The following is a 21,166-nucleotide window of genomic DNA, read 5'->3' on the forward strand; positions in this document are numbered from 1 at the left end:
TTAAATAGTTTAAATTTGCATTCATAAAAAACACAACTAAAGGACAATGAGCAATACAATCACAACCACAAATTTTAATTTTCCGGATCAGAAATCAGTTTACCGAGGAAAAGTTAGGGAAGTTTACAACATCAATGACGAACTATTAGTAATGGTAGCAACCGACAGACTTTCGGCTTTTGATGTGGTGTTGCCAAAAGGGATTCCATACAAAGGACAAATCCTAAATCAAATTGCAACAAAATTCATGGAACTGACAGAAGATATCGTTCCAAACTGGCTGATTGCAACTCCGGATCCAAACGTTGCTGTTGGACATTTATGTGATCCTTTTAAAGTAGAAATGGTGATTCGCGGCTATCTTTCAGGACATGCTGCCCGTGAATATGCTGCCGGAAGAAGACAAATCTGCGGAGTTACTATGGCTGAAGGTTTAAAAGAAAATGATAAATTTCCTGAACCAATTATTACGCCAACTACAAAAGCAGATAATGGTTCACATGATGAAGATATTTCCCGTGAAGACATTCTTGCAAAAAGAATTGTTACTGAAGAAGACTATATTGTTTTAGAGAAATTTACCCGTGATTTGTTTCAACGAGGAACTGAAATCGCTGCTGAACGAGGTTTGATTTTGGTTGACACGAAATACGAATTCGGAAAAACAAAAGATGGTGTAATCGTTTTAATTGACGAAATCCACACTCCTGATTCTTCCCGTTATTTTTATGCTGATGGTTATCAGGAAAGACAAGACAAAGGCGAAGAACAAAAACAATTATCAAAAGAGTTTGTGCGTCGCTGGTTAATTGAAAATGGTTTCCAGGGAAAAGAAGGACAGCAGATTCCTGAAATGACTGATGCTTATATCGAATCGGTTTCTGAAAGATATATTGAATTATATGAGAATATCTTAGGAGAGAAATTCATTAAAGCTGATATTGAGAATATTGAAAAACGTATCGAGAAAAACGTATTAGAATATCTTGCTGCTAAATAGTTTATTGGATTTAAAAATAACTATTTAAGCACACATTTAATATAAAATGCCCTGCAGTTATAAAAAAGTAACAACAGGGCATTTATTTTTGACTTATAACAGCAACTCTAATTTTCCATTTTTGTCTTTAAATTTTCCAGACCTTTTTGTAAATCGTCACCAATAATCTGGTCCATCTTCATAACAGGAAGCATCATATTCATTGGATACGGCATAACACCACTAATTCCCCATTTTACTTTGGTCTGATTTCCGGAAATCGTTTCTGTGGTCATAAAACCAACAGCAGTATCTTCCATTGGTTTCTTAAAACGCAATGCAAAATCCAGGCGTTTTCCTTCAGTAATTTTTGTTATTTCCTGCTCTCCGGCACCAACATCCCTTACATCACTATCCCATGACGAAATAGCTCCAGCATTTCCGTCAACACCTTTATAAGTTATTTTCATTTTCGGGTCGATTTTGGCCCAAACGCTAAATTCGTTCTGATTTTTTAAAAATCTGACGTATTTAAAAATCGAATCAGCAGGTTTATTAATTATTATTTCTCTCGTTATTGCGTATTCCCTTGGCATAAAATAGGCCGCAATTAACACAACCGAAGTAATTAAAATCAGGATAACTAAAACTCTTTTAATAAACAACATAGACTTTGATTTAGTAGTTAGTAAAGATTTTTGTTAGTTAAAGTTAAAAAAAGAAAAATTAGGATTTACAGTATTTTATTTTTTTTATAAGATTTTTTATATTTTTTTCATTTAAACTGTAACATATTGAGTTATTCGTCGTCTATATAGGAAACATTAATTTAACATTTTTAAAAAGTATTCAAGGGAATTTATTAAATGAATGTTAAGAATTAGTTAAAACATAGTACCTTGTAATACATAATACAAAAATTAGATTATCTTTACATCAGAATTAAAAAATCATCATCATTAATCAATCAACAAACAACAATCGTTATGAAAAAATCAATCGTTTACTTAGGAGTAGCTTTAGTAGCTTTCACAAATGTTTCTTTAGCTTCAAATTTCAAGTCTTTAAATGGAGACAAAAAAATTATAACTGCACCTTATGATGCATCACCACTAAATGTGGCAATTTTAAAAGGAGATCTTCAAATCGTTTTAAAATTTATTGAATACGGAGCTGATGTAAATCAAATATCAGAAGATATGACACCTTTAATGACTGCTGCACGCTATAACAAAGTGGAAATAATGAAAATTTTATTAGCACAAGGAGCAAAACCTGGTATTAAAAACGAAAAAGGATTTACTGCTTTGAAATATGCACAATTATCTAATGCAACAGAAGCAGTTGCTCTTTTGAAAGATTTGAAATAAAATCTCTGAAATTTATAAGAGTTTGAGTTAGTAATTGAAACGACCTTCCTGAGCAGAAGGTCGTTTTTATTTTTGGTGTCTTTTTAGCCCCGATGGGACTGGCATCCTTTTATGGCGGGGTTCGCCATAAAAGATAGAAGGGACAGCGGGATTAGCTCCTGAAAATTAATATTCTTTTATTCCATATCTTTAAATAATGCAAAAAGCACCATTAAAAAATAATGATGCTTTTCTTCTCAAATTAAAATAACCAACTATTGCTATTTACTCAATTGGAGCATGTTTTTTGCGATTGAATATCCAGAACAGAATTGGGAAAACCAATAATGTCAAAACAGTAGCTGTCATAAGTCCTCCGATAATTACAATGGCTAATGGTTTTTGTGACTCAGACCCAATTCCGGTTGAAATTGCTGCCGGTAACAAACCTATTGAAGCCATCAAAGCTGTCATTACCACGGCTCTGGTTCTGGCTTTTACGCCCATGAAAATAGATTCTTCGAGTGAAAACTTAGCCTTGAGATTATGATGAAATTCGGATATCAGGATAACCCCGTTTTGAATACAGATCCCCAGTAAGGCAATAAAACCAACCCCTGCGGAGATTCCGAAATTCATTCCGGTTAAGTGCAATGCTATAATTCCTCCGATTATGGCAAACGGAACATTAGACAAAACGAGTAGTGAATCTTTTATATTCCCGAAGAGAATGAACAGCAGCACAAAAATTCCAATTAAACTGATCGGTACAACCTGAGCCAGACGCGCACTGGCACGAACCTGATTTTCGAATTCGCCTGTCCAGCCTGTCGTATAACCTGCAGGCATTTTAACTTCGGCTACTTTTTCCTGTGCCTCGGCAATTGTACTTCCTAAATCGCGATCACGAACTGAGAATTTTACACCGATAAATCGTTTGGTATTGTCTCTGTAAATAAAAGCCGGACCGGTAACGGTTTTGATATCACAGATTTCTTTCAACGGAATTTTAGCACCACTTATGGTTGGCACTTTTAACTCTGCCAAATCTTCCTCATCTTTTCTATATTCTTTGGAGAAACGAACCCTTACATCGAATTTCTTTTCGTCTTCGTATTTTTGAGTGGCGGTTTTTCCTCCAAAAGCCAATTCTAAAACAGCCTGAGCATCACCCAAAGTTACCCCGTATGCTGCCATTTTTTCTCTGTCGAGAATCACACTGATTTCAGGCTGACCAACATTTCTCAGAATTCCAACGTCTTTAATACCCGGAATATTTTTGATTTTCGCTAAAACCTCATTTGATAATTCATCCAGTTTATCCAGATCATCTCCGTAAATTTTCACTGCATTTGAAGCTTTGAACCCGGCTACAGATTCGGCTACGTTGTCAATAACCGGTTGTGAATAATTATAGGTAATTCCCTGATGTACTTTTAGTTTTTGATCCATTTCGTTAATCAGTTCGTCCATATTGATTTTACGCGTCCATTCTGATTTAGGTTTTAAATCTACCTGAAGCTGTATAAATCCAAAACCGTTCGGGTCTGTTCCGTCATTGCTTCTTCCGGTTTGCGAAAGCACTTTTTTAACTTCCGGAAAAGTTTCCAGATCTTTTCTGATGAGTGCCGCTGTCTGTACACTTTCAGGTAGCGACGTGCTCATTGGTAATTCTGCAGTTACCCACAAAGCACCTTCGTTTAACTGAGGTAAAAATTCGGTACCTAAAAACGAAGCCGAAAAGAAGGTTACCGCAATAATCGAAATTGAAATAACTAATGATTTTACTTTGTGTTTGAATGTCCAGGCAAAACCTGTCCCTACAATCCTGTCCCAAAAATTCACAAAAGGATTGTTTTTTTCCTTTACATTTTTATTTAAAAGAATATGTGACAAAACCGGCACCAGCGTCAAAGTAAAAAGTAAAGCTCCCATTAAGGCAAAACCTAACGTAAAAGCCAAAGGCGAGAACATTTTTCCTTCAACTTTCTGGAAAGAAAATATCGGTAGCAAAGCCGTAATAATGATTAGTTTAGAAAAGAAGATGGCTTTACCCATTTCTGTTCCGGTTTTTTTGATCAGGCTTCCTTTTGCAATTTTATTGTAAGCCGTCATTCCTAATTGATGCGCACGGTGATCTAAAACTACAAACAACCCTTCGACCATTACCACCGCACCGTCAATAATAATTCCGAAATCGACCGCACCAAGACTTAGTAGATTGGCACTCATTCCCATCATTTTCAGACATAAAAAAGCAAACAATAAAGAAAGCGGAATCACAATCGAAACTGTAAAAGTAGTCCTCCAGTCGGCCATGAAAAGAAACACAACACAGGTAACCAGAATAATTCCTTCGAATAAATTGTGCATTACCGTATCGGTCGTGAAATTCATCAGATTATCACGATCGTAAAAGGTTTCTATTTTAATGTCTTTAGGAAGTACATTTTCATTTAAATCCTTGATTTTATCTTTGATTAAAGCCAAAGTTTCCTGCGCATTTTCGCCTTTACGCATTACCACAATCCCTTCAACCGCATCGTCATTGTTTCCAATACCCGTCTGTCCTACTCTTGGCATTGAACTTTCGTATACAGAAGCTACGTTTTTAACCAAAATTGGATTTCCACCCGCCTGATCCACAATGATGTTTTCAATATCTTTTCGGGATTTTAAAAGTCCTACTCCGCGAACCACAAATGCCTGTCCGTTTTTTTCGATGATATCACCTCCAACATTTAAATTTCCTGCATCGACAGCATTGTAAACCTGAAGCGGCGTAATATTGTATTTTGCTAATTTAACGGGATCAACACCAACTTCATAGGTTTTGGTCTGACCTCCGAAAACATTTAAATCGGCCACACCGGGAACAGAACGAAGCTGTTTGTCGATTACCCAATTTTGATACGTTAATAATTCACGACTGTCACGGCTGTCACTTTTTACAATATACCGGAAAATTTCTCCTGTAGGCCCATAAGGCGGCTGTACATCTGGTTCGACATCATCAGGAAGCGTAACGTTTTTCAATAAATTATTAACCTGAAAACGGGCAAAAGTATCATCGACCCCATCATCAAAAATGATTTTGATGACCGATAAACCAAACATGGTAATACTACGAACACTCGTCTTTTTCTGAACCGAGTTCATGGAAATTTCGATAGGAGAAGTCACAAAACGTTCTACTTCTTCAGCACTTTTTCCGTTCCATTGTGTAATGATGATAATCTGGGTATTCGTTACATCAGGAAAAGCGTCAATGGGCATGTTTTTGAAAGAAATAAATCCTGCAACCGCCAGTAATCCTACCCAAAAAAAGGTAAATGCTTTGTTCTTAAGCGAAAAAGCAATAATATTTCGTATGAATTTGTTCATGTCTTATTCGTTTAAAGCACGGTAAATAAATAGCTGATTGTTGGTAATGACTTTTTCATTTTCTTTTAAACCGCTTGAGATGTAGGTAGTTTTTCCAACCACTCGGTAAACCTCAACTTGTCTGGTTTCGATGTTATTTCGGTCTTTGAAAATCATGACGAAGTTTTTACTTTTATCGAAAACAATAGCATCACTTGGAATTGCAATCATCGATTTATCTTCCTTAAAATACAATTTGATGTTGGCATTCATATCCGGTTTCAGTAAAAATCCCGGGTTTTGCAGTTTAACTCTCGCCTGCATTGCCTTGGTTTCCGGATCAATCACGTTGAAAATTTTATCTACTTTTCCTTTAAAAACTTTATCCGGATAACTTAAAGTCGTAACATCTGCATCAATTCCTAATTTTACTTTATTAATGTCGATTTCGTTAATGTTTGCCATTGCCCAGACTTCGCTTATTTCGGCTATGTCAAAAATATTTTCTGAGCGGTCAGAGCGCAAAAGCATATCCTGATTGATGCTTTTTTGAATCACAAAACCACTGATTGGTGCTGTTACTTCGTAAATAGAACCTGCTTTAATGTTGTAGATTTTGTACGTTTCCTGAACTTTGCTTAATTGCGACTGTGCTTTATTCACTTCAGATTTTGCCTGAAGCACATCGCTTTCAGAGTTTAATTTTCCGTCAAATAATTCCTGGGCGACTTTCAAATTGTTTTTGGCAACCAGCAAATCACTTTTGGCATCAAGGGATTGTTTTTCGAAATCGGCGATATCGGTACTTTTTATAGTCGCCAGCACCTGCCCTTTTTTCACATAGTCACCAAGTTCTACATTGACCTTGATTACGTTTCCACCCACAAGCGGATAAACATCAATCATTTTATTGTTGTCGGCCGTGATTTTTCCGTAAAAACTCAATTCGTTTGTTACGGGCTGTGTTTGTGCGACCGCCGTTGTTGTAGATTTTAGCATGTTATCGCTTAAAGCAAAAGAGGTATTGATCTGCGGATTTTCTACTTCTTTTTTACAGCCTGCGATGGATAAACTCACAATTGCAATTCCGATAATTAATTTATGTTTCATTTTATTTCGTTTTAAAATAAGTCTTTATTGATTGTACTGTTTAATTCTTCGGCAGACAGCGCCAGTTTTTTCTTTAACTCGTTTACCTGAATATTTGCCTGATTGTAGCTTTCCATAAAATCTGTAAATTCTAATAAGCTAATGTTTCGTTTTTGAAAATTGGTTAAGATTCCGTTGTAAACGGCTTCAAAATCGGAATTTACAGTTGGTTTTATCACCACATAGTTTTTACGCGATTCGTCCCATTTATTCCAGGCGGATGTAATTTCGGTCTGAAGCTGCAGTTCAAAATTTTGCTTTTCAATTTTTGATTGTTCCAGAATGGTCTTGGCGTACTTAATATTTCCTTTGTTTTGATTCCAAAGCGGTAACGGAATTCCAACAGTTAAATTCGCTTCATTATTAAAAGCGCCGCTTCGCTGATCGTATTTGACGCCTAAAGTGATATCCGGAACCGAAAGCGATTTTTGCCATTTAACATTCAGTTCATTAGCATCGATTTCTTTTTGTTTTGCCAGATAATCCGGTCTGTTGGCAATCGCTTCATTTTCGAAAGATTTTAAATCGAAATCAATTGTTTTTAAGTATTTGCTGAATTCATCTTTTGAAACATTTGGAACAATTTCTTCGGTAGAATTCATAAGCAATTTCAGATTCGCCTGTTCTTCTATATTGTTATTTACTACTTCCATTCGCTCGTTCTTAAAATTTAGATAAAGCGATTGCAGACGCACAACATCTTTCAAAGGAATATTCCCTTTTTGCGCCTGAACTGAATAGGAATTGATTAAATCTTCAATATGAGCCAATTGTTTGTCTGTAGTTTCCAGACTTTTTGAATTGTAATAAACTGTGTAAAAACTTTTACGCAATTGTAGTTTCAGTGTTCTGAGCAAATCATTGAATTGCAGCTCTGCCAGCTGTTCATTGGTTTTTGCTAATTTTATTTCGTTGCGTTTTTTGCCACCCAGATAAATCAGCTGTTCGATGCCAAATACTTTCTGACCTTGTTTTCCGATATCAAAATATTTATCACGATCCGGATTGTAGGCGTTCAGTTCTGCGGAAATCACTGGGTTGTCCCAGATACCCGCCTGAATCGTCAGCGCTTTTGAGGCATCGATATTGTAATGCGAAGCCAACAGGAAGAGGTTGTTTTTTAAAAACTGACTTTCACAATCTTCTAAAGTGACTGTTTTTTGAGCCAGAACCATCTGATTCATGGCAATCAGCAGGAATAATGCAAATAACTTTTTCATTGTATCATTTTTATTTGATACAAATATGCTATCGGGAGACTTTAAGACACCTTAAGAAAGACCTTAAAAAGTGCTTAAAAAAATAAAAAAACTGATAAATTTTAAGTTCGAAGAGCTTCGACTAAGTTTATCCTGAGCGAAGCCGAATGGACTCAGCCTGACACATCTTTTCGCTTCACCCAACAGGGTTTAGTTAATGAAAAATCAATTGGAATAAATTGCTGTTTTCAGTAGGCGCGCTATATATGATTTTTGCATTATGAAGCGTTAAAATGCGATTTACAATGCGTAACCCCAGTCCGAAACCGGACGTTCCTTTTGAATTTTCGCCACGCATAAAAGGCTGAAAAAGATTTTTCTGTTCCTTTTCACTCAGCGTTTTTCCGGTATTTAAAACCGAGATGACCAAATGATTTTCCTGAGTACTAATTTTGACTTTTGCCTGTTTGTTATCAGCATAAACACAGGCATTTTTTAGAACATTACTCAGTGCAATTTCTAAAAGGTTTTTATTTCCTTTGATTTCTAAAGCCGTATCCAGATTCTCACTTTCTTCTATTTCAAAAAGAATGACAAAATCAGGAAAGGTTTTATTTAAATTTTCAATGGCCGAAAACAGAATTTCATCCATTCGGTGAATTTCATTGTTTCCGTTAGTATTGGTATCTATTTTTGACAATACAAGTAAAGAATTAATCAGTTCTGACAAATGATTGACATCTGATAAAATGGTGTTTAAAAAAGTTTTTCCTTTAACGGATGTTTCTGAATCGGCAATTGTATTTTCTATTTGTGCCGTAATTCTCGATAAAGGAGTTCTGAGTTCGTGTGAGGCGTGAGCGGTAAATTCCTTTTGTTTTTGATACGAAATCTCAATTCTGTCCATCATAAAATTGAACTCATTGGCAATCAGATCAATTTCGTTTTTATTGCTTTTGGATTCAACACGGGTATCCAGATTGTTCTCGTTTATATTTTTAATCTTCTGATGAAAAATACTTAACGGATTCATGGCTTTTTTTACCATTAAAGAGGTTAAAACCCAGCAGATACAGGTGAAAAAGATATAAGAAATAATTAAGGTATACCGTAAAAAAAGTAATTTTCGTTTGCCATAATCATCTGTAGCCGATATTAAGGCATAAAAATCCCTGTCTTTGGTATCATAAAAAACGCCGTAAACTTCGTAATCGCCTTGTTGCTTAAAAAACGTTTTATGTTTTTTAAGGTATTTTAAATCGTTGACAGACCAGTCAATTTTAGCATCATCGATACTACTGTAGATGAGTTTGAAATGAGAATCGAAAACCAGTGTTTTTTCGTCATACAATTTATTAATTGAATTCTGATCGATCATTTTTAAAAGCTGGTCGTCAACTTCTTTTACATTTACGAGAAGTTTAATGTTCGAAAGTGCTTTTATTTCTAAACGATCCCGAAATTCTTCTTTTCTGAAATTAGAATACAAAACAAAAATCACAGTAGAAGCCAGCCCAAAAAGGATTGTAAACAGCAAGCTTACTAAAAGTGATATCCTGTTTTTTAATGTCATTCCTGATCGCTTAGATAATATCCGTAACCAATTTTAGTTCGGATTAGTTTTGTTTCGTGATCTTTATCTATTTTTTTTCGAAGAAAATTAATGTAAACTTCAATTGTATTCTGATTGGTTTCGATGTGATAATCCCAAAGTTTTTCGGCTATGAATTGTTTTGAAAGTACTTTTCCTTTGGCCTGAGCCAAAATCAAAATGAGTTTAAATTCTTTAGGGGTAAGTTTGATTTCTTCGCCAGCACGAAAAACTTTCATTTCAGATTCTAAAATTTCCAAATCCTGAATTACAATCTTATCTTCTGCCTGTTGCGGAATTTCCTTTCGTCTTAAAAGAGAAGAAATTCGGGCAAATAATTCTTCAAAATGAAAAGGCTTTACCAGATAATCATCGGCACCGCTATCAAAAGCAGACAGTTTGTCTTCAATTTCACTGAAAGCAGTCAACATTATGATAGGCGTTTTTTTATCAATCTCCCGAATCTTTTTACAAACTTCAATTCCATTTATACCTGGAACATTGATGTCGAGAATAATCAAATCATAATCATAAGGAAAATATTTTCGGAGCAAAAGTCCGCCATCATAATAAGGAACACACTCGAATTCTTTTGAAGCAAAAAATACCGTTATTTCTTTGGATAAAGTAAAGTCGTCTTCGAGCAGTAAAATTTTCATGCTTATTTTTATTAGTTAATTCGGCTATTCTAAAATAACCGAATTAACGTTTTAAATTATCTCTTATTTGAAATAAGAAAAAGTTTCATTGTTTTCGATTCTCAATAATGATTCATAAATCAGCTGAATCACATTTTCTACATCTTCTTTGTGGACCATTTCTACAGTAGTGTGCATATAACGTAATGGCAGTGAAATCAATGCTGAAGCCACACCTCCATTGCTGTAAGCGAAAGCATCGGTATCCGTTCCCGTAGCTCTCGAAGTCGCATGACGCTGAAACGGAATTTTGTTTTCTTCGGCTGTATCTACGATTAAATCACGTAAATTATTTTGGACTGCCGGTGCATAGGCAATCACAGGACCTTTACCCATTTTAAGATCGCCTTCAACCTTTTTATCAATCATAGGAGTGGTTGTATCGTGGCAAACATCTGTAATAATGGCAACATTTGGTTTAATGGTTTGCGCAATCATTTCGGCACCACGAAGACCAATTTCTTCCTGAACCGAGTTAACAATGTACAATCCAAACGGAAGTGTTTTGTTATTCTCTTTCAGCAAACGTGCAACTTCTGCAATCATAAAACCGCCCATTCTGTTGTCAATGGCACGACAGACAAATTTATTTTCGTTTAAAATCATAAATTCATCCGGATACGTAATCACACAGCCTACATGAACTCCAAGAGCTTCAACCTGCTCTTTTGTTTCGCATCCTAAATCAATAAAAATATTGCTTAACTTAGGAATTTCTTCCTTATCACGCAAACGTGTGTGAATCGCCGGCCATCCAAAAACACCTTTTACGATTCCTTTTTTAGTGTGGATATTTACTCTTTTTGAAGGCGCAATCTGGTGATCAGACCCTCCGTTTCTAATTACATATATCAGACCGTCTTCTGTAATATAATTTACATACCACGAAATTTCATCAGCATGCCCTTCGATTACCACTTTAAAATGTGCGTCGGGATTGATTACTCCAACAGCAGTTCCATAAGTATCCGTTATAAAAGTATCTACGTAAGGTTCCAGATAATTCATCCAGATTTTTTGTCCTTCGCTTTCATAGCCAGTCGGCGAAGCGTTATTTAAGTAGCTTTCTAAAAAAGCGATTGAAGTATCATTTAAGATAGATTTTGTACTCATAAAAAAATTTTTCGCTAATTTATAAATTTGGTATTACAGTTGTGTATATAATGTATAATTTTACACTTAAATATATATTCGATGAGATTTACAACTTGTATTTTATGTTTTCTTTTAATTTCTTTTGCTGCAAAAGCACAGATTACGCCAAAAGAAAGTGAAATGGGTTATACGCTTACAGAAAATGACTCTATTTTAGGTGACACTATTGAATTGCCTGAAATCCTTATCTCAAAAGGAGACCTTGATCCTGAAGCCAAAAAACAATTTCTGATTCTTCAAAACAGGGTTTATAAAGTGTATCCTTATGCAAGACTGGCTGCAGACCGCCTAACCGCTTTAAATAATGGAATGGCTCGTTTGAAAACCAGCCGTGAAAAGAAAAAATATTTTAAAATCGTTGAAGATTATCTCAACAATGAGTTCGAAGCCAGACTAAAAAAACTTTCACGAAAACAAGGTCAGATTTTAGTAAAACTAATCCATCGACAAACAGGAATAACGACATACGAACTGGTAAAAACATTAAAAAGTGGTTTTAAGGCGTTTGTATCAAATGCTACCGCCAATATGTTTGATATTAGTTTAAAACGGGAATATAAACCTTTTGAAGTCAACGAAGATTATTTGATAGAAACCATTCTCGTCAGGGCATTTGAATCAGGCAGGCTGCCATATCAAAAACCCGCAGAACCAGTTGATTATAGCAAGCTTGAAACATATTGGGAACAAAAAGTAGAAGAGCTTAATAAGAAATAAATCCCATTCTAAATATTTATAAACCCCGACAGATTTAAAATTCTGTCGGGGTTTTATATTTTATCTTCTGGCTTTAAAATATTCTTCAAAAGAACTACAGCTAGACATTAATATCTCATAATCATCTGCATAATTTGATTTTAAATCCTGATAATATCTGTTTTTATTCAATAGAAAATCATCATAATTTTCAATTCTGTTATCATAGTTATTTGGATGCTGATATTCGAGTTTATTCTTTTCGCAACGCCCAAGCATCCTTAAACATAATGCTTTAAACTGATCTGTCTTTGCATTTTTTAATGCCAGAAGATAATTTTTTTGCGCCAGATTACTTTCATAAAATTCTTTTTCATCTTCAAAAGGAGCATCATCAGTGTAACTATGCCAGTAGTAACGACGCATCATCCATGAATTGCCATTTTGTGCCATATTGTAATAGGCATTGGCTGCCAGAAAATAGTAATAATCTTTATTTTCTTCTTTTGGATCAGATGCTTTTTTAAGATATGATATCAAATGTTCTGTAATACTCCGTTTATTTAATTTAAAAAGCTTCTCCTGTTTAATAAACTCAGGTGTATATTTAAGTACAAAGAAAGGATTTGCATCAAACATATCAGATTCTTTACAATTTGGCTTTTCCCACAGACAATCAGAATAGTTCGCCAATTTATCAATATTAAGTTTAGCAAAATATTTAGCTGCGAGTTTTAAATTATTCTGACGAATGTATTTTGTACCAATCAGGTCGTACAGTCTTGGAATTTGAGTTTTGAGATAACTTTGTTTCCATTTAGAAAATGAATCTAAGCTATTGTTTTTATCTTCAATTTGCGACACAATTTCCTGTACTTGTTCAGGCGAATAAATGACATCAATATAATCAAAGTAATCAGAATAAAAATCTCTATAGGAATTACTCCGGTTTTTTAAAGTTTTCCAAACCGCTGTACCAGAATCGTAATACCCAACATATTCAGTATTAGCATGATTAAACTTGGAATACAAAAAAGCCGCATCAGTCGTATTCTTTTTATATTCTAATTCTCTTCCAATAGCAAATAGAAACTTTTCATTTTTTTGATTTTTAATAAGGATTGGTTTCACTTCTTCCAAAATCTCAGCTTTCCCGCTTTCCTGATTTGCAGTTAATGCCAATGCTTTTATAATCTGTATTTGATCATAAAGAGCATCTTTCTTAGAAATATTTTTTTCTACCGCCGTAATCCCATTTAAACAACTTTGATTATTTCTCGTTACAAATGACAGGTATGCCTTCCCTATTTTCCATAAAATGGGATCATTAATCTTTTTTAGGTTTACATTATTTACAAATTGTAATACTTTGCCAGCATAAGCTCTGTCATTCTCCACACGATTTAAAATATCGTGTATTGAATTATTCTTATCACTGTCTTCGCCCCAATAACTAAACTTTGAAACAGAAGGATTAAATAAAGAATAATATGGCGTAAAAACCCAATCTTCAATTTTATTGATTTCTCTTAATAATAAAAATGAAACACCTTCAAACTTCGGATTGTATTTGTACACTTGCTCTAAACAAAATAACGCCTGATCACTTTTTTTTATACCTGCCAAAAAATAAACATTTGCTCTTTCCTCATTGTTTTTAGCATATTTCAAAACAGCATCCAAAGAAATTTTAGCATCAAATACCTGAGAGATCATAAAACGCTTATCGGGTGCATTTACAAAAACCTGTGCTGCATAAAAATTTACCAAAGCTTTATCTTTTTCTACGAATGTTCTGAAATACAAGCTCCAATAATATAGGATATCTTTTTTCTGAGATTTAAAAACAGTATCAAATAAGGATCTAATTTGATAAAAATCATTATTATAATAAGCCAGCCTTATCGCCAGAAAAGTATATCTCAATCTAAGTTCCTTATTTTTCGTTTTATTAGAAATGAAAATAGCTTTATCAATCAGTTCTCTTCTTTTTGGCAGCGAAACACTTTCTTTTCTTTCCCATGGATCTTCATAGGTTCCATTGAAAAATTCGCAGGTTTTAGCAAACTTTAAATAATTTATGGCTTCGATATTTTTAGTTTTATAAAAATATTGAAGCATCTCATTCGGCGATTTTTCATTAATATCTTCCTCTTTAAAATCATATAAAACAATTCGTACAGCTTCAGCAGAAACTTTATTATTACAGTATTTTATCCATAATTTTTCATTCTCATCAATTGCACCTTTTGGATAAACTCCATCTGCATTTGGATAAAATGTATTAGAAGAATAATTAAATTCAGAATAAGAATAGTAATTAAAATTTGCCGGGTTTAAAAAAGAATATCTGATGTCTTCTCCAAACGGATAAAAACCACATGCAAAAATGCTATTACTTACTAAAGTTGCTATAAAAAGCAGAAAGTTCTTCATTGGTGTAATTGCTTAATTGTTTTTCGTCTAAATGAAATAAGGTAACTGTAGTATTTGCGTCAAAATCAACATTTTTTTTAATTACTTCGATTGCCTCATTAATTTTCGCTGAAGTTAAATTTTCATATTTAATCTTATCCCCAATTCTTAGATAAAAGTTGTCAACTACAGTGTCTTTTTTAACTTCATACCACAAAGGTTTTATCTCTTTTAAAGATTTTAAAATCTCTTTCTGTTCCTCATAAATTACTTTATAAAAGTGATCATTTTGATACACCTGCATCCAGGAATAAGTCGGCAGTGCAATATCTAAATGCAATGGGTATTTTCTTTTTTTATTGAGATACAACTTTAATTCTTCAATATCTAAAATGGAGTTTTTAGAATGATTCTCTAACGGATTGATTAAATTATAACACATTAAAGTAGCCTTATCAACTGGCGGAACACCCATTTTTTCGGGATACTTGTAAGGATATAATCGTAACGTACAGCTAATCTCTTTCTTCGAAATCTCTTTTAGTTTCTTTAAAAAATAGAAGTAATTATCCTTTGTTGTCAGTGTCCAGTCGCAATCCATCTGAAACTCTTTAATTGGATTTACTCTTTCGAATTTATCTTTAGCATATTTATTAATCAGGAAATTAATATTATCTGCCAGTGTATCTAACCTTTTTCTGTTTGTATTTTTAAAAACTTCGTTCTTAATATATACGGTTGGAACAATATCAAGACTGTCTTGCTGATAAAATCGTAAAGATGTTTTAGAAACAGGAAAATCTCCATAAGCATCATTATGATCTATTTCAAAAAACTTAATATAAAGTTTTTTAATTTTTAAATCTTTTAAAATAGTACTTTCCTTTGTACTTAAGTCCCAACTGTCACTTTTCCAGTAATAAACAGATTTTTCAACATTCTCAATTTTATTGGAGCAAGAAAAAAAGAGACATGAAATAAAGATAAAAAAGAAGATTTTTTTCATTGAAAAAATAAAATTTAGATAGTGTAAAATCGTATTAAATTTATATCATTTTAAAATACAAAATCATAAAAACCACATATATTTTTTGAATAAAAATTAGTCATTTTAGCCCCAAAATAAAACCCGACAAATTTTTAAAATCTGTCGGGTTTTGTATAAAAACTAAGTTTAATTTTTTATTTTAAACCAGCCAAACTCTGCTCGATTGTAGCAATTTTTGCCAAAGCATCGGCTTGTTTTTGTTTTTCAATATTTAAAACTTTTTCCGGAGCTCCGTTTACGAATTTCTCGTTTGAAAGTTTTGCTTCTACAGATTTCAGGAATCCTTTAGTATAATTCAACTCTTCTGTTAGCTTTTTGATTTCAGCTTCAACATCTATATTTCCAGTAATCGGAATGAAATATTCATTTGATTTTACACGGAAAGACAATGCGCCGTCTACTTTTTCAGAAACATATTCGAAAGCAGAAACGTTTCCTAATTTCGTGATAATGGAATCGAAATAAGTTGAAACATTTTCGCTGTTGATTCCTTTTAATTCGATTGCATCTTTAAACGGAATATTTTTGTCTTTTCTAATCGTTCTGATTCCCGAAATTACCTCAATTGAATTTTCAAAATCAGCAATTAATTTTGCATCGAAAGATTTTAATTCCGGCCAGGTTGAAACAATTAAAGCTTCTTCAGGAGTTCTTTCAGCAATTAACTGCCAGATTTCTTCCGTTAAGAAAGGCATGAAAGGATGTAACAATTTCAAGTTACTTTCTAACATTTCTATCGCTTTCACGAAAGTTACACTGTCAATTGGCTGTTGGTACGCTGGTTTAATCATTTCTAAGAACCAGGAACAGAAATCATCCCAAACCAATTTATAGATTGCCATAAGTGAATCAGATATTCTGTATTTCTCAAAATTATCTTCAATGTCAACTAAAGTCTGTTGTAGTTTTGCTTCGTACCATTCGATTGCTACTTTTGACGATTCTGGCTGAGCGATCGTTTCTGAAACTTCCCAACCTTTAATCAATTTAAACGCATTCCAAATCTTGTTTGAAAACGCTTTCCCCTGATTACATAATTCTTCATCAAACATAATATCGTTTCCTGCAGAAGCACTTAAAAGCAATCCTACACGAACTCCATCGGCTCCAAAAGCATCGATCAAATCTAAAGGATCAGGAGAATTTCCTAATGATTTAGACATTTTACGACGTTGCTTATCACGAACTAAACCAGTCAAATATACATTTGTAAATGGTTTTTCACCGGCATATTCGTAACCTGCAATGATCATTCTCGCCACCCAGAAAAATAAAATATCCGGGCCAGTTACTAAATCATTTGTTGGATAGTAATATTTAAAGTCAGCACTTTCCGGATCCATAATTCCACCAAAAACTGACATTGGCCATAACCAGGATGAGAACCATGTATCTAATGCGTCAACATCTTGTTTTAGATCTTTTGTTTCAAGTTTCAAGTTTGAAGTTTTCTCCTGTGCTAATTTCAAGGCATCTTCTATGTTTTCTGCAACTACAAAATCTTCTTTTCCGTCTCCGTAATAGTACGCTGGAATTTGTTGCCCCCACCATAACTGACGGGAAATATTCCAATCACGAATGTTGTTTAACCAATGCGCATACGTATTTTCGAAACGTTTTGGATGTAATTTAATTTCTCCCGTTTCTAAAACTGATTTAATGGCTGGTTTTACCAATTCTTCCATTTTCAGGAACCATTGGTCTGATAATCTTGGCTCGATTACCGCTTTTGTTCTTTCAGAAGTTCCCACTTTATTTAAGTGTATTTCTGTTTTTGCTAAAGCTCCAAGTTCTTCAAGTTCTTTTGCAATTTCAGTACGAACTACAAAACGGTCTTTTCCTTGATAATGCAATCCGAAGCTGTTTAAAGTCGCATCTTCATTAAAAATATCAACGATTTCTAGGTTGTGTTTTTCTCCTAACGTTTTATCGTTCATATCGTGCGCAGGCGTTACTTTCAAACATCCTGTTCCGAATTCTACATCGACATATTCGTCTTCGATAATTGGAATTACTCTTCCGCAAATTGGAACGATTGCTTTTTTACCTTTTAAATGTGTAAAACGCTCATCGTTCGGATTGATACAGATGGCAGTATCTCCAAAAATAGTTTCCGGACGCGTTGTGGCAATGGTTAAGAAATCTTCTGAACCTTCGATTTTATATTTTAAGAAAAATAATTTTCCTTGTTGTTCTTCGTAAATAACTTCTTCGTCAGATAAAGTCGTTTTAGCTTCAGGATCCCAGTTTACCATTCGGTATCCTCTGTAAATTAATCCTTTGTTGTATAAATCTACAAACGATTTAATTACAGAAGCAGACATATCAGGATCCATAGTAAACTTAGTACGTTCCCAATCGCAAGAAGCGCCTAATTTCTTAAGCTGTTCTAAGATTGTTCCTCCGTATTTATCGGTCCATTCCCAGGCATGTTTTAGGAATTCTTCACGGGTTAAATCGTTTTTATTGATTCCTTCTGCTTTTAATTTCGCTACCACTTTTGCCTCAGTAGCAATCGATGCGTGATCCGTTCCCGGAACCCAGCAGGCATTGAAACCTTTAAGACGTGCTCTACGAATTAAAACATCCTGAATCGTATTATTTAACATGTGCCCCATGTGAAGGACTCCAGTGACGTTTGGCGGCGGGATTACAATTGTATAAGGTGTTCTATGATCTGGTTCTGAATGAAAATAATTGTTTTTCATCCAATACTCATACCATTTGTTCTCAATCGCTTTAGCGTCAAATTGTGCTGGAATTGTCATTTAAATAGGTTGTTTAATCGTTTACTTTTTTTTGTTGATTCGTTTAATCGTTAAATTGTTTAATCGTTTATTTTTTTTGTGAAATCCATTAAGGCAAATCTGTCAAACGATTAAACAGTTAAACAAAGAAACGAAACTTTGGTTCAATTCTTGTACTTATAACCGACAGCAAAAGTAAATAATTAAGTACACTATAAAAAACGAAATAATAATTTGTGTATTAATTAAAAGAAAGTATATTTACTCCTATCTTAAAAACAATTTCAAAATGAAAAATGTTATTAAATTTATTGTAATCGTACTGTTTAGCGTGGCGGGTTATTCTCAAAACGGTCCTAAAATTGAGTTTTCAGCTCAGGACAATACTATTGATTACGGAAAAGTTTCAAAGAGCGACAATGCTGTCAGATCTTTTGAATTTACAAATACCGGTGATGCTCCCTTAACGATAATTTCAGCACAGTCCACACTGAGTTCTATTGTGGTTACAAAACCCGCTGGTGCAATTCAGCCAGGAAAAAAAGGAAAAATTGACGTAAAATATAACATGGCTGCAGGGCCAATTCGTAAAACGATTACTGTTGAAACTAATGCCGTAAATTATCCTGACGGAAGGGTTGCTTTAAAAATTAAAGGTGAAGTTCAGTAAGAATTTTTAAATCTAAATAACAAATGCCGTTTTCTCCCGGGAAACGGCATTTTTGTTTTATATAAGCAAAACAATTACATTTTACTTGTCAGCGCAATCGATACTATCAAATTTATATTTTACACGTTCAAAGTCTATTGGTTTATCTTTAACCAGATACGTTACTCCCATTGTAGTCTGCATTGTTCCGTTTCCTAAAATAAGCTGTTTGTCTTTTTTTAAAAATGCCATTGGATTTTTGAACGTTTTTTTATCTGCTCCTTCTGTAAAAGTATAATCTGCAAATAAGGTATCTCCATGAAACTCTCCTTTTATTTCACCAATTCTTTCTGCTGCACCAGAAACTTTCATCGACATGCTTCCGCTTATTTTTCCATTTTTTAAATTATTCAATTTCAAATCAATATTATCATTCTCATAAATTGCTTTATAACATTGGGTACTTACAACTTTTTCACCTTCTGCTTTAGCAGCTTCGGTTTCTTTTTGTTTTTCATCATTTTTACAGCTTTGTAGTCCGGTTAAAGATAAAATCAGACAGGATAAAACTAGTTTTTTCATAATTGACATTTTAATTCATGGTTATCTTTATAAAAATAAAAAAAAGAAGCCAATAAAAAAGGCTTCTCAATTTATTTCTTATTTAAAAAAAAACTTACAATTCATCTTCTAACCTGAACCTGAATTTTAACAACGCACTGTTACGCTCAATTTCTAAATTAATCCAGACATCTTCTTCTGATTTTAGCAGATTATTAATTTGCTGTAAAGTATATTTATAAGGTTTATTTCCGTTTATACTGATAATTATATCTCCTTTTTGCAGACCAGATTTTTCTGCAGTAGACTTCTTTCGGACATTTACAATCTCAAAAACAGGTTTTAATTGAAACTTATACCTAAAATCGTTACTTCTTGAGTCTAAGTTATTTTCATCAACCGTTGAAACAGTATTTATTTTCACCGTTTCTAAGTGAACCGTTTCCTGCACCCACTGCAGCCCATTATGCTGAACCGTAATTCCGCTTTTATTATAAGTGAAAGGATCACTGAATTTGCTGTTCTTTTTCAGATACATTTTTTTATCAGCATAATCCATGACAATTGTAAATCGCTTCAAAACTTCGCCACCAACAGAACCTATTCTATTGACAACCATTTTTACATTTTTTATAGAACTTGAATCCGGAAAAGAAACAATTGGATTTTTAAATTCAAAATCAGCCAGGGAAAATTTAGTCATTTTTGCTCTGTGCCCTTCAATATCACCACTAAATCCTTTTCCTAAAAAATCGGGAAAATTCTTTTCAGGTAATTTTATTTTATCATTTTCAAAAACCCAAAATGCATCGCTGTTTCCAATATCCACGAGCAATTTAGCCGGCATGTTCAAATTGTTTACAAATACAGATGCTACAATATATGGTTTAGATCTTTCAATCGTAATAGGCAGGCTCACGAATTTTTTATCCAAATCTTTTCTAATCTTTTCATTATTTTGATAAACAAAAATTTTCCTCTTCTGATAATTAATTTCTACAATATTGTTTTTAAAAAACTTATATCCGATAATTCCATTAACCGGGATACCTATATGCGAAGACAAATTAAATCCCTGATCCAAAATAATATAAAGCATGTGGTTAACAGATTTCATCCCATGTGTTTCCAAAATATTATTAGTTGATTTCAATCCTTCGATTTCCTCTTCGCTTCCTAATCCTCTGAGCTTAATTTTCTGAACATTTTTAAAACTTACCTCCTTTTTTTCATCCATACTGAAAAGAATAGTTTCATCTACACCAGAATCTAACAAGAAGTTCAATTCAACACCATTAACTTTTATTGGAAGAAAAACTAAATTATTAATCAGTTTAAAAGGGATTACCACTTTCTTTTTATGTCTTTCAAGCAAAAAATCATCTTGTCCCTTCACTGTAAAAGATGCCAAAAGCCCAAAAAACAATATGATAAATCCTTTCATTGATATTTTTTTATGATAAAATTACTAAAAATATTGATTATTGTTACATTTCTATAAGTACCTGTATTGTTTACGTTAAATTCGAAAAAAAAATGCAAATTTGCACTTCAATAATTTATACTC

The 21,166-nt window shown here is 33.5% G+C and carries 16 protein-coding genes; 4 read left to right on the forward strand and 12 right to left on the reverse strand.

Translation table 11 applies throughout. From position 1 onward, the window contains the following. Positions 1–46 precede the first annotated feature (46 nt). On the forward strand, positions 47–1,000 hold the full coding sequence (locus AAEO57_RS15845) for a phosphoribosylaminoimidazolesuccinocarboxamide synthase (protein WP_341694005.1): 954 nt from the start codon (positions 47–49) through the stop codon (positions 998–1,000). Positions 1,001–1,107: 107 nt separating this feature from the next. On the opposite strand, the gene AAEO57_RS20920 is transcribed toward AAEO57_RS15845, so the two are convergent. Further along, positions 1,108–1,449, reverse strand: coding sequence for an SRPBCC family protein (locus tag AAEO57_RS20920; protein WP_481129031.1), 342 nt, complete (start codon positions 1,447–1,449; stop codon positions 1,108–1,110). A 516-nt stretch (positions 1,450–1,965) separates the two neighbouring features. On the opposite strand from AAEO57_RS20920, the gene AAEO57_RS15855 reads away from it, so the two are divergent. Continuing rightward, the gene (locus tag AAEO57_RS15855) at positions 1,966–2,349 is read left to right on the forward strand and encodes an ankyrin repeat domain-containing protein (RefSeq protein ID WP_341694007.1); all 384 of its coding nucleotides are present in this window, start codon (positions 1,966–1,968) and stop codon (positions 2,347–2,349) included. Between the two features lie 264 nt (positions 2,350–2,613). On the opposite strand, the gene AAEO57_RS15860 is transcribed toward AAEO57_RS15855, so the two are convergent. From AAEO57_RS15860 to AAEO57_RS15885, 6 genes are all read right to left on the reverse strand, one after another. After that, positions 2,614–5,712, reverse strand: a complete 3,099-nt coding sequence (locus tag AAEO57_RS15860; protein WP_341694008.1) for an efflux RND transporter permease subunit — start codon at positions 5,710–5,712, stop codon at positions 2,614–2,616. Positions 5,713–5,715: 3 nt separating this feature from the next. Continuing rightward, positions 5,716–6,801, reverse strand: a complete 1,086-nt coding sequence (locus tag AAEO57_RS15865) for an efflux RND transporter periplasmic adaptor subunit (protein WP_341694009.1) — start codon at positions 6,799–6,801, stop codon at positions 5,716–5,718. Positions 6,802–6,812: 11 nt separating this feature from the next. Beyond that, positions 6,813–8,060 carry a TolC family protein gene (locus AAEO57_RS15870; RefSeq protein WP_341694010.1) on the reverse strand — a complete coding sequence of 416 codons (1,248 nt, stop codon included), beginning with the start codon at positions 8,058–8,060 and terminating at the stop codon, positions 6,813–6,815. Between the two features lie 193 nt (positions 8,061–8,253). After that, entirely contained in the window at positions 8,254–9,612 is a 1,359-nt protein-coding gene (locus AAEO57_RS15875; RefSeq protein ID WP_341694011.1) for an ATP-binding protein, read from the reverse strand. After that, on the reverse strand, positions 9,609–10,289 hold the full coding sequence (locus AAEO57_RS15880) for a response regulator transcription factor (RefSeq protein WP_341694012.1): 681 nt from the start codon (positions 10,287–10,289) through the stop codon (positions 9,609–9,611). Before AAEO57_RS15880 ends, AAEO57_RS15875 begins: the two co-directional genes overlap by 4 nt. 63 nt (positions 10,290–10,352) lie before the next feature. Then, entirely contained in the window at positions 10,353–11,441 is a 1,089-nt protein-coding gene (locus tag AAEO57_RS15885; RefSeq protein WP_341694013.1) for a M42 family metallopeptidase, read from the reverse strand. An 81-nt stretch (positions 11,442–11,522) separates the two neighbouring features. Here AAEO57_RS15885 and AAEO57_RS15890 point away from each other — a divergent pair, with 81 nt between their 5' ends. After that, a complete protein-coding gene (locus AAEO57_RS15890; protein ID WP_341694014.1) occupies positions 11,523–12,200 on the forward strand; it encodes a DUF4294 domain-containing protein in 678 nt (225 codons plus the stop codon). 60 nt (positions 12,201–12,260) lie between these two features. Here AAEO57_RS15890 and AAEO57_RS15895 read toward each other — a convergent pair whose 3' ends face one another. The 3 genes from AAEO57_RS15895 to AAEO57_RS15905 all read right to left on the reverse strand — a co-directional run bounded on the left by AAEO57_RS15895 (position 12,261) and on the right by AAEO57_RS15905 (position 18,410). After that, positions 12,261–14,615 carry a hypothetical protein gene (locus AAEO57_RS15895; protein ID WP_341694015.1) on the reverse strand — a complete coding sequence of 785 codons (2,355 nt, stop codon included), beginning with the start codon at positions 14,613–14,615 and terminating at the stop codon, positions 12,261–12,263. After that, positions 14,575–15,600 carry a hypothetical protein gene (locus tag AAEO57_RS15900; RefSeq protein WP_341694016.1) on the reverse strand — a complete coding sequence of 342 codons (1,026 nt, stop codon included), beginning with the start codon at positions 15,598–15,600 and terminating at the stop codon, positions 14,575–14,577. The genes AAEO57_RS15895 and AAEO57_RS15900 overlap by 41 nt, the downstream gene beginning before the upstream one ends. 176 nt (positions 15,601–15,776) lie before the next feature. After that, entirely contained in the window at positions 15,777–18,410 is a 2,634-nt protein-coding gene (locus tag AAEO57_RS15905) for a valine--tRNA ligase (RefSeq protein WP_341694017.1), read from the reverse strand. Between the two features lie 268 nt (positions 18,411–18,678). On the opposite strand from AAEO57_RS15905, the gene AAEO57_RS15910 reads away from it, so the two are divergent. Beyond that, positions 18,679–19,059, forward strand: a complete 381-nt coding sequence (locus AAEO57_RS15910) for a DUF1573 domain-containing protein (protein ID WP_341694018.1) — start codon at positions 18,679–18,681, stop codon at positions 19,057–19,059. 81 nt (positions 19,060–19,140) lie between these two features. Here AAEO57_RS15910 and AAEO57_RS15915 read toward each other — a convergent pair whose 3' ends face one another. Both AAEO57_RS15915 and AAEO57_RS15920 read right to left on the reverse strand, forming a co-directional pair. Continuing rightward, positions 19,141–19,620 carry a hypothetical protein gene (locus AAEO57_RS15915; protein ID WP_341694019.1) on the reverse strand — a complete coding sequence of 160 codons (480 nt, stop codon included), beginning with the start codon at positions 19,618–19,620 and terminating at the stop codon, positions 19,141–19,143. Between the two features lie 94 nt (positions 19,621–19,714). Continuing rightward, positions 19,715–21,043, reverse strand: a complete 1,329-nt coding sequence (locus tag AAEO57_RS15920; RefSeq protein ID WP_341694020.1) for a PDZ domain-containing protein — start codon at positions 21,041–21,043, stop codon at positions 19,715–19,717. Positions 21,044–21,166 lie beyond the last annotated feature (123 nt).

The sequence above is a fragment of the Flavobacterium calami genome (assembly GCF_038290035.1).
Taxonomy (GTDB): Bacteria; Bacteroidota; Bacteroidia; order Flavobacteriales; family Flavobacteriaceae; genus Flavobacterium; species Flavobacterium calami.